The 13,465-nt window shown below is 46.9% G+C and carries 10 protein-coding genes; 1 reads left to right on the top strand and 9 read right to left on the bottom strand.

All coding sequences use genetic code 11. The annotated features are described in order from the left end of the window. Nucleotides 1-265: 265 nt before the first annotated feature. From L9P36_RS16200 to L9P36_RS16165, 8 genes are all read right to left on the bottom strand, one after another. Complete coding sequence (locus L9P36_RS16200) at nt 266-2,398, bottom strand: type I secretion system permease/ATPase (RefSeq protein ID WP_237468662.1); 2,133 nt, start codon at nt 2,396-2,398, stop codon at nt 266-268. Then, nucleotides 2,388-4,316, bottom strand: a complete 1,929-nt coding sequence (locus L9P36_RS16195; protein ID WP_237468661.1) for a bifunctional diguanylate cyclase/phosphodiesterase — start codon at nt 4,314-4,316, stop codon at nt 2,388-2,390. Before L9P36_RS16195 ends, L9P36_RS16200 begins: the two co-directional genes overlap by 11 nt. 6 nt (nt 4,317-4,322) lie before the next feature. Then, complete coding sequence (locus L9P36_RS16190; protein WP_237468660.1) at nt 4,323-4,991, bottom strand: transglutaminase-like cysteine peptidase; 669 nt, start codon at nt 4,989-4,991, stop codon at nt 4,323-4,325. 2 nt (nt 4,992-4,993) lie between these two features. Continuing rightward, nucleotides 4,994-5,602 (bottom strand): OmpA family protein, encoded by a 609-nt coding sequence (locus tag L9P36_RS16185; RefSeq protein ID WP_237468659.1) that lies wholly within the window; start codon nt 5,600-5,602, stop codon nt 4,994-4,996. A 10-nt stretch (nt 5,603-5,612) separates the two neighbouring features. Further along, nucleotides 5,613-6,929, bottom strand: a complete 1,317-nt coding sequence (locus L9P36_RS16180; RefSeq protein WP_237468658.1) for a TolC family outer membrane protein — start codon at nt 6,927-6,929, stop codon at nt 5,613-5,615. 12 nt (nt 6,930-6,941) lie between these two features. Continuing rightward, entirely contained in the window at nt 6,942-8,333 is a 1,392-nt protein-coding gene (locus tag L9P36_RS16175) for an HlyD family type I secretion periplasmic adaptor subunit (protein ID WP_237468657.1), read from the bottom strand. 98 nt (nt 8,334-8,431) lie between these two features. Further along, a complete protein-coding gene (locus L9P36_RS16170; protein WP_237468656.1) occupies nt 8,432-9,802 on the bottom strand; it encodes a sigma-54-dependent transcriptional regulator in 1,371 nt (456 codons plus the stop codon). Beyond that, complete coding sequence (locus L9P36_RS16165) at nt 9,799-11,589, bottom strand: sensor histidine kinase (protein ID WP_237468655.1); 1,791 nt, start codon at nt 11,587-11,589, stop codon at nt 9,799-9,801. Before L9P36_RS16165 ends, L9P36_RS16170 begins: the two co-directional genes overlap by 4 nt. A 188-nt stretch (nt 11,590-11,777) precedes the next feature. Here L9P36_RS16165 and pdxH point away from each other — a divergent pair, with 188 nt between their 5' ends. Next, nucleotides 11,778-12,416 carry a pyridoxamine 5'-phosphate oxidase gene (gene pdxH, locus L9P36_RS16160; protein ID WP_237468654.1) on the top strand — a complete coding sequence of 213 codons (639 nt, stop codon included), beginning with the start codon at nt 11,778-11,780 and terminating at the stop codon, nt 12,414-12,416. Nucleotides 12,417-12,512: 96 nt separating this feature from the next. On the opposite strand, the gene L9P36_RS16155 is transcribed toward pdxH, so the two are convergent. Continuing rightward, nucleotides 12,513-13,445 (bottom strand): esterase/lipase family protein, encoded by a 933-nt coding sequence (locus L9P36_RS16155; protein ID WP_237468653.1) that lies wholly within the window; start codon nt 13,443-13,445, stop codon nt 12,513-12,515. Nucleotides 13,446-13,465 lie beyond the last annotated feature (20 nt).

Below are 13,465 nucleotides of genomic sequence, written 5' to 3'. Positions count from 1 at the left end.
GCTCTTTTTTTATATTAAATGAAAGGCGAAACAGTGAGCATGACACCGTTTCGACTAGATTTAGAATGCTGCACAGTGTCGCTTGTCCTTGTCGGCGTGAGTGGTGCGCTTCAATGAAAATAGGACGAATCTACGCGTAAAAAGTAGCGATAAACAACGCGATGAAAATGCACGGAAATTTATTGTGAACAATAGATTGCAGGCGGTGCTGGGAAATCAACACTAAAAAAGCGCTCAAAGAGCGCTTTATAGAAGTGACCGAATACTAACTCGCTTGTAGTTGTGTAACAGGTGCACTGACCTTGCCATCACGCAGTTGTTTGAGCACTTGCTCTTTAGGGCCATCCGCAATGAGGTGGCCTTGCTCCATCACAATGATGCGATCCACCACATCGAGCATGCTGGTTTTGTGCGTGATCAGAATGAGTGTTTCCTCTTGCGTGAGTGCGGCAAGTTGCTGCTTTATGAGAAGCTCTGAACGATTGTCCATGCTACTGGTGGGCTCATCTAAAAGCAGCACAGGTGGCCGACCTAAAAAGGCTCGGGCAATGGCAATGGCTTGTCGCTGGCCACCTGAGAGCTGATTGCCCATTTCACCCACTTGGCGTTCAAGGCCTGCGGCATCTTGCTGAGTAAATTGCAATACACCTGCGCGCCTTGCTGCATCAAGTAGGTCATGGTCGTCCGTCAGTGGGCGTCCTAGACAGATATTTTCACGGATTGAGCCAAAGAAGAGCGTCACATCCTGTGGTACACAACCAATGTTGCGGCGAATATCGATATGGTGCAGCTGGGATATGTCGGTATCATCGATGCGTACAGAGCCCGATTGAGCTTGGAACAGTCCCATAATTAAGCGCTCAAGGGTGGTTTTGCCAGAACCAATTCGACCGATGATTGCCACTTTTTCACCCGGTTCAATTTTTAAATTGATATTGGATACAGCGGCTTTGTCGGCACTGGGATATTGAAAAGTAACATGGTCAAGTTCCACTTTTCCGGTGATAAGCGGGCGGTGGATATAACGTTTCCCTTCCTCTTGTTCATCGGGCATTGCCATCAATTGCTCAATGACAGTCATCGCGGATTTTGCTTGGTTATAACGGGTCGAAATCAGCGACAGTTGCACCAAAGGTCCAACGGCGCGGCCACTGAGCATGGTTGCGGCAATCAGTCCACCCATGGTGAGATCGCCCGCGGCAATGAGGTAGACGCCAAACACAATCATCGCGACGGAGACAAATTGCTGCAAAAAACCGGCGCTGTTTTGTACTGAATCGGTGATTCGGCGAGATTTCATGCCCCAATCGGCCATGTGTGCTACCGCTTCTTCCCAGCGATGCTGAAATTGAGTTTGCGCGCCAAAAAGTTTCACCGTCTCCAGCCCTGAAAGACTTTCCACTAAATTGGCATGTTTTTGCGATGCCAAGCGTGAGCCCTCTTCAATGCTGCGGCGAAGGGGGCGCTGAATAATGGCGCTATGAATCATCAGTAAAATAACAGCGATAGTAGGTACCAGCACTAAGGGACCAGCAATGAGCCAAATGATCACCAAAAATAAAATAGCGAAGGGCAAGTCAATGAGCGCGGCAACAGTTGCAGAGGTGAAAAATTCACGAATAGATTCAAACTCCTGCATATGTTTGGCAAAGGCGCCCACTGATGGCGGTCTTGCCTCCATCTTAATGCCCATCACTTTGGCAAATATTTTCGATGAAATCAGCAAGTCAGATTTTTTACCGGCTAAATCGATAAAGTAGCTGCGCATCAGTTTTAGCACTAAATCAAAGATAAAGATGATGGCAATGCCATATGCCAGCACCCACAGGGAGTCAAAGGCCAGATTCGGTACGATTTTGTCGTAAACCAGTCGCGTAAAAAGCGGCGTGGCAACGGCAAACACATTAATCAAAATGGATGCAATCAACACATCGCGATAGATATTTCGAGATTCCCACAGCGTGCTCCAAAACCAATGGCCGTGACGTGTTTTCAGCACTTCTGGCGAGCGTTCGTCATAGCGAAATTGCTTTTTGATGAGGAACATTTGACCGCTGTAGCGTGTTTCAAGGTGTGCAAGCGTGATGGTTTGTACTTGCGACTCGTCGGCAAAAACCACTTCAGCTTCTAGCTGCTCTTGGTTGATGCGCATTAACACGCATGATTCGCCTTCATTGAGTAACAGCAAAGCAGGCAGGGTTAGGTTTGAAATATCAGCCAGTAGTGTTTGACTGTGTTTCGCGATGAGCCCAGCGCGCTCCGCTGCGCGTGGAAGTAATTGCAGGGTCAGTTTGCCATCAATGAGTGGTAAACCATGAACCAAAGCATCGGGCGAGTTGGCAAGGCCATAGTAGCGGCTGATATAGACCAGTGAGTTGAGTAGCGAATCAGCTGTCATGATTCATCTCCTCTGTTTTATCGAGTACAAAACCTTGGAATCCAGAGATATATAGCTTTTGCAGCTGTTCAAGCTGCGCTTGTGTCTCAACGCGTGTTGCGATGGTCTGAATCGATAGATTTTGCGCAGTCCGGCAGATGGCTGCTAATACGTCGCGCTGTATATCATCATCAAGATGATGGGTGTAGGCATAATCAATTTTGACGTAGCTGGGATGGATTTGTTGTAGGTAATCCAATGCTCTGAAGTTACGGCCGTATTGGTCGATACCAAATGCTACTTTATGTTGGGTTAAAACATCGCAGAGTAGCGCCGTATGCTCGGGATATTGAATCACGGTATTTTCTGGCAGCTCAAGCATCAGTGATTGTGCCGCTTTTGCATGGCGCTGAAAAATGCTGGATAACCACCGGATAAAGGCTGCATTGGTCATACTGCTGGGGGTTAAATTAATGGCAATGGGCACATCACTGGGCTGGCTTGATAGCTGGCGCAATACTTTTTCAATGACGAAACGATCAAAACTATCACCCATTTTGAAGTGCTCAAGCACGCCTAAAAAGTGACTGGCTGGGTAGCGCTGTTTGCCTTTATGAATGGCACTAAATAGCTCTTTTTGAATTGCCACACCAGCTTCATTGCTCACTTGCTGATACTGAAAGTGAATATTGTCATTAGCGATGGCTTCAAGGATCAAACTTCGCCACTGCTGTTTGCCAAGGGTTTCGGTGTTTTGCTCACCAACAATGACCACAGGATGGTCGGTTTGTAATTTCGCTTGCGAAAGCGCATTGTCAGCTTGCGCTAGTAGCTGTGTACTATCGCTGGCATGTTCAATCCAAACCATCCCCAAGGCGGCAGCTTGTACTGACATGGCTAATGGGTCGGCAATTAAGCTATTGGCGCAGCACATTAAAATTTCTGCGCATTGTTCTAAATCTTCACGGCTGGCGTTGGGGTAGAGCAGGGCAAACTCGAATTGAGAAATACGTGCCAGCGTGACGCCAAGATGCGCCGTATGCGTGCTGAGCTGATTGGCAAAATCAAAACAGACTTGATCGCCGAGTTGAAAATCAATGTCGTATTGGGTAACGAGGGGATAGACGTGCAAAATGCCCAGACCACCCCGACCACTTTCACTTTGCCACGCATCGACCTGAGCTGAGAAATAGCTACGGTTGCCAAGGCCAGATGCGGAATCAATATAGGCACGCTCTCGAAGCCGCTGGGACTCTTCCACTTGCTGTTCAAAGTGCAACTCTAGCTTGGACTCCATTTTGTTCATCGCCACCACGACCTCTTTAAGATCTTGGGTGCTCGGCAATGGTAAGGGGGCTCCAAACTGGTTTTTGGCAATGGCCTTGGTTTTTTCAACGATGCCATTTAATGGGGTTAAAATATGGCGTAGTACAAGGGTGAGGATCAGCAGTGTCACGGCAAATGCGATGCTAAATCCCATTAATAACTGCCGACTGGCTTGCCATAGCTCACGATAGGCGACACCAGGGTGATCCGTTATCTCTAAATCCGCTAGTTGTAACCAGCCGCTGGTAATAGTTTGTTTGAGCGTCAGCGGATGAAAGAGATCTAAATTAATAAACCACTGTGGCACTCCTTCAATATTGATGGGGTATTGCCGTTCAAAAATGGCGTCATTACGCAAGTGAGTGAGGGTTACTTGAGAATAAAATCCACTGTCAAATAGCGCATTGATAATGGATTCAGATGCAAGAGTATCCTCTTCTTGAAGATAGGGTGATAAAGCTAGCCCCGTTGCATGGATGGTATTGGATAAATTGACAGCTTGCTGCTGCTGTAAAAAATCGCGGGTAGCGCGAAATTCAATGGTAAAGGATGTTAAAAGTAACAGCGTAAAGACAATAAACATCCATATTAATAATTGCCGATAAAGTGTCATAGTGATTTACTCATCATAATTGACCACAGGTGTTGCTAAGCGTCTTTTGCTGTAGCGGTGGCGAAGGTCATTCCATAATTTTAGTCGGTTTGCTTTGCCTGCGAGGGTGCTATGTCCATGTTGTTTGATGACCCACAACTGTTCAGCGTTAAAGCTATAGATGGGGATGAGATCAGGCCGTTGAGATGCGGGTTTAATTTCACCATCAATATTGTCGAGCAATAATGGTTCGCTACGTTTTGTTGGATAATAGGCGAGCACCATATGAAATTGATTAAGGGTCAGCGACTTCACATAAATCAGCCTTAGCTTGCGATCGCTGATCCCCATTTCCCGCAAGGAAAAATATTTTGCGATGGTAAAATCTTCGCAATCTCCTGCATTAGCCCCTAAAAACTCAAGCGGCGTAGCCCAATAATCCGTTTTACCCCAAAGCTGAATATCGTCGACAAAATAGAGCTGATTAAAAAACTGATTGATGACTGTGAGTTCTATCTTTTCGACTCGCTGTCGATTGTCATGAATAAGCTTGCGCCATGTTTGGTATCTGAGCATGGCGCGCTGGCCATAGTGCGATTTCATCAATGCTGAAATCTGTTGCTCTTTGCTGTTCAGTGCGTATACACCTGCAGTAAAGAGCAGACAACAGATTGCAGCAATAATGGTTTTTGTCATGTTTATTTGGCTTTTGCTTCCTTTTCATCTCGTTGGGTGAAAATGGTCCATTTGTACTCCACATCACCCTGATAACCCACCACATGTGCGACGGCGCGGCGGTTCAAACTATGTGCTTGCTCGGTTGTATCTTTAAATTCGGGAACGCGATCACCAAAACCGATGATGGTGATACGGTCTTCATCAATACCGCGAAACACCAGTGCGTTTTTGACTGCGAGAGAGCGGTTATCTGACAGTGCCTGGTTGCGTGCTGCTGGACCGACCTGACTGGCGTGGCCTTGAATCTCAATGGTGACCTCAGGGTTTTGCTCAAGAAAATCGGCCATTTTATCCAACTCTGGGCCATATTGCGGAGCAATGACGTAGGAGTCATTGGCAAACAACACGTGCAGATCCTGTTCTTGCGATGTTTGAATGTGGTTTGGACAACCATCATTGGTGATCACGGCGCCATCAGGGGTTTTGGCGCAGGCATCGCGCGCATTAATGACGCCGTCCGTATCAAAATCTCGCAGATCGGCCCTTTGTTCGGCCAAGGGATAAACTTCAACGTCATTGACGCAGCCCAGCAACGTGAGGCAGCTCAGCATTAAAATTAAATATTTCATTGTTGCCTCCTTAATCTTCAATTGGCTCAAGCCATTGGCTTGGCATGTCTACACGAAGCGCATCGAGTAACAAGCCCGTGGCATGGATGACACGGTATTGTGCGTAGACCTCTTGATATTCTGCGGTGATATATTGTTTGCGCGCTTCAAACAGCTCATTTTCGGTATTGAGTAGATCGAGCAGGGTACGTTTGCCGATACGGAACTGTTTTTTGTAGGCATCGACCGCATCGGTGGATGCATCCACATGCTCTTGCAAGAAAGTTTTTTGCTGCATCACTAACTCCATGGCTTGCCATGCGAGTCGGGTGCCTTCATCAAGTTGGCGAACTGAGTTTTCACGAATGGCTTTGGCGGCATTGACTTGATGAGCGGTGCGTCTTGATTCAGCGCGATCTGAGCCACCATTGAGTAGGTTGTAACGCATACGCAGCATGGCGCTAAATTCATCGTTTTCACCTTCAACGCCATTGGCGTCATCTTCCCAAAGTTGGCTGACTTCAACGGTAAAGGTGGGGTAGAAGGCACTTTTTGACATGTTGTGCTGCGCATAAGCGGCCATCACATCGTTTTCTGCAACTTGTAGTACGGGGTGGTTTTCTCGTGCTCTTTGCGTGGCCTCATCAAGACTGAGCGGTATCCAATCTTGATCCACTGACGGATTGACTAAACCTGATGGGTACTGATTTACTACGCGAATAAATTCAGCTTGTGCATCTTGCAGATTATTTTGCGCGGCTAAGAGGTTACTGAGTGCATTGGCGATACGAGCTTCTGCTTGCGCAAGGTCTGCAGTAGATCCAATGCCTGAGTTGGCCCGCTTTTCGATATTTTTATAAATCTCTTTGTGAATGCGCACATTGTCTTCAGAGAGCTTGAGTACGTCATAGGCCTCGAGGAAATTAAGGTAGACTTCAACGACACGCAGAGCTGTATCCTCGGCGCTGACGAGTAACTGATAGCGCTGCGCTTCGGCTTCAGCTTCTGTGCGGTCTAGATTATAGATAGTGCGAGAACCATCCCAAATCAATTGCCTCAGCGTGACCCGCGCATCGCGGCGGTCAAAATCTTTGCTTCTTCCGGGCTGTGATGTGGCATCGTTATCGACATATTCGTAGCCGATACCAGCTTCGAGGTCGACCGATGGCAAATAATCCCCTTGCACCACATCAATTTCAGCTTCGCGACTCTTAAATTCACTAAAAGCTTCTTTTAGATCGGGATGGGAGGTGAGGGAGGCTGCGACAGCTTGCTCAAGCGATTGCGCTTGCGCTTGTGCCGCCCATGAGATAACCACCATAACGGCGGGGATGAATAAGTTTTTCATAGGTTTCCCCTATTATTCTCTCAGTGCGTTTTGCTTGGCGCGAAGAATGGGTTTTAGTAAATAATCTAAAACGCTTTGCTTACCGGTCATGATATCCACTGAGGCCGTCATGCCTGGAATGATTGGATTTTTTTGACCATTTTCGCCAAGGAAATTTTGATTGGTGCGAACTTTAATTAGATAAAATTCGTTCCCTTCTTCATCTTTAATGGTGTCAGCGCTGATGGTTTCTAAATCACCTTGCAGGCCGCCATAAACGGTAAAATCGTAGGCTGTAAATTTCACAATAGTGGTTAGGCCGGGGCGTAAAAAGGCGATATCTTTGGGCGCGATTTTGGCTTCAACCAAAAGGTTGTCTTCACTGGGTACGATCTCAACTAAATCCATCCCCGGTTGAATAACCCCGCCCACGGTGTTGATGTGAATTTTTTTAATGGTGCCGGTGACCGGACTGAGCACGATGGTGCGTTGCACCTTATCTTCTAAACCCACTTGTGACTCGCTCATGGCGGAGAGCTCATCTTCTACTTCATTGAGGGCCAGCTGTTGATCGGCACGAAAAGAGAGCGCCACTTCAATACGCTTAAAAATAGTTTCACGCAGGCTAGATTCGATTTGTGGAATTTGAAGCTGGGTTGCTGTCATATCACGGCGGGTGTCATTGACTTGGCGTTGTAATTTGAGCAACTCAACGCGTGGTACCACCCCTTCTTCTGCCAGTGGTCGAGTGATTTTGAGCTCTTGCGCAGCTAAGTGATAGCTCTGCTTGAGATTGCGCAAGGTGGCTTTAACTTCGATAAGCTCTTGCTCTTTTTGCCGAATTTGCTGATCAAGCACTGATAGCTGATTGCGCAGATTATTCATATTGTCGCGATATTCGGCGCGTTGTTGGCGGACCTGTTTGCTATTTTCTTCGCCAAACTCAGCACTAAATTCAAGAGGGATTTCTTTAATGAGCACTGTTTTTCGCCAATTACTTTTGGCTTTTTTCTGATCGATATGAACCGCGTTCAGTTCCGCTTGCAGTCGAATAATGTCGCCTTGCAAACTGACTAGCTGTTGTTTGCGCTCACGAAAATCTGATTGGAAACGGGTGTCATCAATCAACAGTAATTGCTGATCTTTTTCGACAAAATCGCCTTCTTTGATTAAGACAGATTTGACGATTCCGCCTTCAAGGTTTTGCACAATTTGCAGTTGGGAGGAGGGAATGACTTTGCCTTGGCCGACGGTCACTTTATCTATTTCAGCGTAGGCCGCCCAAATGATGGCACAAATAAAAAACAGCACCACCATCCATAACATGATGCGCGCGCTACGGGGCGTGTTGAGAAGGAGTGCTGCTGTTTTATCGTCGACAAAATCAAGCTGTGCTTGGTCTGCCAGCTTTTGCTGTTGGCCCATGAATGCCGCCGCCTGTAATGAATACCTAAGCTAAGCATAGACAGGATTTTGCGACTGACTGCAAAAATAGCGGCTAACAGTCTGAAATGTATAAATTGCTAAACATTTTCGCTCAAGATGGCCTGTGTGTGTTTAAAATCCTGTTTATCCAGACCATATTTTTTCATTTTGTCATAGAGGCTTTTACGCGGCAGGGCGAGCTCCATCTGTACCTCTTTGAGCCGGCCATGATGACGCTTGAGCGCGTCGCATAACAAAGTAAATTCCAATTGCTCCACTCGTTCGGTAAAGCTTAAGCCCATTTCCTGTTGTGCTAAGGGCTCGATTTCATGAATTGCCGCCTCTTCACCCATTAAGGTGTAGCGCTCGGCAAAATTGCGCAGCTCACGCACATTACCCGGCCAATCATGGGCCAGTAATTGTTGCTGAAGGGATAAGGAAAGTTCTGGGACATCAAATCCATAACGAAGCGATGCTGCGCGTGTAAAGCTTTTGAAGAGCAGTAAAATATCGTCTTTGCGCTCGCGAAGAGCTGGAATATCCACTTTGACCACATTTAGGCGATAGTAAAGATCTGGGCGAAATTCACCGGTATCGCCAAGTGCTTTTAAATCTGTTTTTGTCGCAGCAATGATACGGATATTCAAATCAATGGCCTGATTTGAACCCAAGGGTTCAACTTTACGCTCTTCTAATACGCGCAATAATTTAATTTGCAGTGCCATGGGCATGGACTCAATTTCATCGAGAAAGAGTGTGCCGCCATTGGCATAGGCAATTTTACCTATGCGCTTTTTATTGGCACCAGTAAAGGCGCCAGACTCATGGCCAAAGAGTTCACTTTCCATCATGCTTTCAGGAATGGCGCCGCAGTTAATGGCCACAAAGGGTTTTTCATGGCGCACACTGTGATCATGTAAGAAGCGGGCGACCAGCTCTTTACCGCTACCTGTTTCGCCGTAAACCAGTACATCGGCAGGGGTATCTTTAATATGGGTCAGGATCCGTCGCAGCTGAATAATTTGCGGTGTATTGCCTAGCAGGCGAGGCCCCGGGCCACTTTGCGCTGCAAGCTCTTGGCGAAGCGAGCGGTTTTCTAAATGCAGTTGTCTTTTGTCCGCTGCTCGCCTGACCACCTCAAGTAGATGCTCGGTTGAAAATGGTTTTTCTAGAAAATCGTAGGCACCAATGCGCATGGCATCGACCGCAGTGGAGATATCACCATGGCCTGTGAGCAATATCACCTGAAGCTCTTGATCGCGTTTGAGGGCTTCTTTTAAAAAGCGAATGCCATCCATGCCGGGCATATTGATATCACTAATGATCACGCCACCAAAGGTCTCATCAATCACCTCAAGTGCGAGGCTGGCATTGGCAAAACATTGCACGTTATAATCAGCCAGTTCTAGGGTTTGGCTTAATGCATGACGAATGCTGGGTTCATCATCAATAAAAATGACACGATTCACTGAGAATCCTCCTGATTAGTACAAGGCAAACAAATGACAAAGCAGGCGCCTTGTGTATATTCGGCTTGGAATTGAAGAGTGCCGTGAAATGACTCAATCATGCGGCGAGAGATGGTCAGCCCTAAGCCAAGACCTGTTTTCTTCGTGCTAAAAAAGGGCTCAAAAATGCGCTGTTGCGCTTCTTTGCTGAGACCTGAGCCATTGTCTGCAACATAGATTTCAATCGTGTGCCCAACTCGCTCTGTGGTGATCGTTATGGTTGGACTTGCGGCCTGCTGCAGCGCTTGAATGGCGTTGTGCAGCAGGTTAATGAGTACTTGCTCAAGTTGCACGGCATCGGCGTTTACCATCCAGCTTTCATCAATATCCGCGACTTTAACAGTGACCCCTTGCTTGATTAGCTGATTACGAATAATCGCAATGGCAGCGCGGATTGCCTCTGATACCGATGTGACCGTTGTGGGCATATCAGTGCGTTTCGCAAAGACCTTAAAGCGTGCAATGATCTCAGCCACCATGGTGTTGAGCTTGATGATTTCACTGAGATTGCTTTGGGCTAAATCGTAGCGCTCTCGGGCAATGAGTTTTTCAGTATTTTCTGCATAGCTGCGCATCGCTGCTAAGGGCTGATTAATTTCATGATTAATACTGGCCGAGAGCTCACCTAGCATGGCCAATTTCGCAGCTTGCATTAGCTCACTTTGCGTTTGTTTGAGCTCAGCTTGCGAGCGTTCATATTGAATTAAGGTGTCACGAAGTTGCTGATTCGATTCAACTAAATCATGGGTGCGAGAGATTACCAGGGTTTCCAGCTGATCGTTGAGATCGGAAAGTTTTCGCTTGGTCACTGTCGTTTGTCGCCAAGACATAAAAGCAAGGAGCAACAAAAAGTAGACGCCATTGGCAACCAAAATGGCTTGGCCAACACGTTCATAGGCTGCATAGAGTGAGTTAAAGCCATAGAGTTGCCAGCCATAATCTGTCATGGGATGACGCACCATTACGGTGGCGAGGGAATCTTCCGAGAAATTTACCAAACTGCCAGACGCTTGGTGGAAAATGCCGCGATAGGTATCTTGCACCAAAGTGTTCGAGATATGTTTGCCGTAACGATTGGTATCCTGTAATCGTTGAATTTGGTAAGGCGTTAACGGGGCGAGTGCAAAGTCGGGGAAATGGCTATAGGAGCTATAAAATGCAACGCCCATCTCATCTGCGACCACAAAATGGTTATCGATAAAGTGTGGCCAGCTGCTTATTGCATTGGCTAAATCAACTTTGACCACCACCACGCCTTGAATTTTGCGTTGGCTTACGACGCCATAGGAAAAGTAATAGCCGCGTTTTTGCGACACGGCACCCAAGGCAAAATAGCGACCTAACTGCCCACCCAGCGCCAGTTGATAGTAGGGTCGATAGCGAAAATTATGTCCAATAAAGCTGTCAGGTTGTTGCCAATTACTGCTGGCAATGGCACTGCCGTCGCGATCAAGCAAATAAATGGCATCAGCGCCTAATTGGCCTGCCCAGCGTTCTAGATGGTGGTTTAAATCTTTCGCTTGAACGGGATCCGAGAGGGCATGGATGACGCGAGGATCATCACTGAGTAGTACTGGTACGTTTTGAAAACGATTGAGCTCACTGGTGAGTTTTTCGCCCAGCTCCACAATATTTTCGTCTAGCGTTTGCGTAATATTCTCCCGTCCCTGCTGAAAGGTCACCACGGAGACAAAAAAACACATCACAAACCACAGTGCGAGCGCGGAAAATATAGCTGAACGATTCACAAATCTATTCCTTTGATAAGCCCTATTAGGGTATCAAGAAAGTGAGCAACAGCGGAGAATGTCCTGATATTTCAATGCGAAGCTGTGAGCTGGGAAACAAAGTAGCAAGAATGCTTTGATTTTATTGGGTTCCCTTGTGATTTTTCTTTGAACAGCGCAGAATCGAGGAAATAGAAAAGGAGTGCCTTATGGATCTTTCTGATATTCGCCGTCGTTACTGTATGGGCGGATTACGCCGTGCTGATTTACCTTCTGATCCCCTCGATTTATTTGAAACTTGGCTAAAACAAGCGATTGAAGCGAAATTGCCAGACCCCACTGCGATGACCATCGCGACGGTTGATGCCTCCGGTCAACCTTTCCAACGCATTGTTTTGCTTAAACATGTTGATGCTGATGGGATGATTTTTTATACCAACCTCGGCAGCCGTAAAGCTGAACAATTGGGGCATAATCCGAAAATTAGTCTCCATTTCCCATGGCATATGATGGAGCGACAGGTGCATGTCACTGGGCAAGTTGAAAAGCTATCGACGCTGGAAGTGATGAAATATTTCAGCTCCCGACCAAAGGAGAGCCAAATAGCTGCTTGGGCCAGTAAGCAAAGTCAGCGTTTGTCTACGCGTCAGGCACTTGAGTCTAAATTTATGGAGCTCAAGCAAAAATTTGCCAAAGGTGAAGTGCCTATCCCAACTTTTTGGGGCGGTTATCGGGTGAAGATAAATAGTATCGAATTTTGGCAAGGCGGCGATCATCGCTTGCATGATCGTTTCTTGTACCAGCGCGATGGTGATAACGCTTGGCAGATTGAGCGTTTAGCGCCTTAATTTGGCAAAGTATTTCTAAAACAAAGCGAGCATAATGCTCGCTTTATTTTTGCAAGACGCATTTTTAAATTCGCATACTTGCTTGCGGCATGCAGATTACTGATCAGTGGCTACAATATCGTAGAGTATGGCCAGGCGCTGGGTATAATTTTGCGTTTTTTGATTAGGCGGCATGAGCCCAATTTGCTCAAAGAGATGAATCAATTTATCTGGCGTTTGTCCTTGATACCCCACAATCTCAACATGTCCCGCCTTAATTTGGTACAGCTCGCCATTTAATGCTGACAGCATGGGTGGGAAGTATTGCTCTTGTAAACTAAAGATATCATCACTGGTGATGCATTGACCTTGGCTGCTGTATTCACGGCAGCTGTCACGCTCGTCAGTGATGATTTGAATATGACGAATGGCTTGCCAAAGGGGTTGTGGCTGCAGAATAAAATCAGATTTTGCAGTGATCTCGTACCACTTATCGCCACTGGCCATATAGCAAATGGGAATGGTGAGTCCGAGAGATGCAACCATCAATGGCGTGGAGGCGCAGTGCGCTGCCGCATGAATGCCAGAAAAGGGCGTAGAGATGGTGACCAGTGTGAGCGCTGTTTTGCTATCACTTGAATCAATTTGTGTCAGCGCTTGGCGGCTGATAAGCCCACCCATACTATGGCCAATAATGGTGATTTGGGGATGATGTTGGCTTAATTGCTCAATCACCTGTGCCAGTTGCTGCGCGGAGTCATAGAGACTATCGCGATCATCATAGCTAAAGCACAGCGTTTGTTGCTGGTGGAACTCAAACACTTGCGCTAAAGCAGAAAAGCGTCCAGCAGAACCGTTACATCCATGAACCAGAAGCACCAAAGGGGCATGCGCGTCCAAAGTGGTTTCTGGCGGCGCAGTTTGCGGACTTTGACATCGACTGACCCCTGAAAGTAGCGTCGACTGCGCGAACCAATGAACGCGTGTTTGCGGGCTTTGGTAACTGCAACCGAAAGTCAAAACGATAAAGAAAAACAATGAATAACGCATGGTTCTCTGTTCGTTAAAAA

This window comes from Vibrio stylophorae (assembly GCF_921293875.1).
Lineage (GTDB): Bacteria > Pseudomonadota > Gammaproteobacteria > Enterobacterales > Vibrionaceae > Vibrio_A > Vibrio_A stylophorae.
This window is presented reverse-complemented; position numbering and strand designations above follow the sequence as displayed.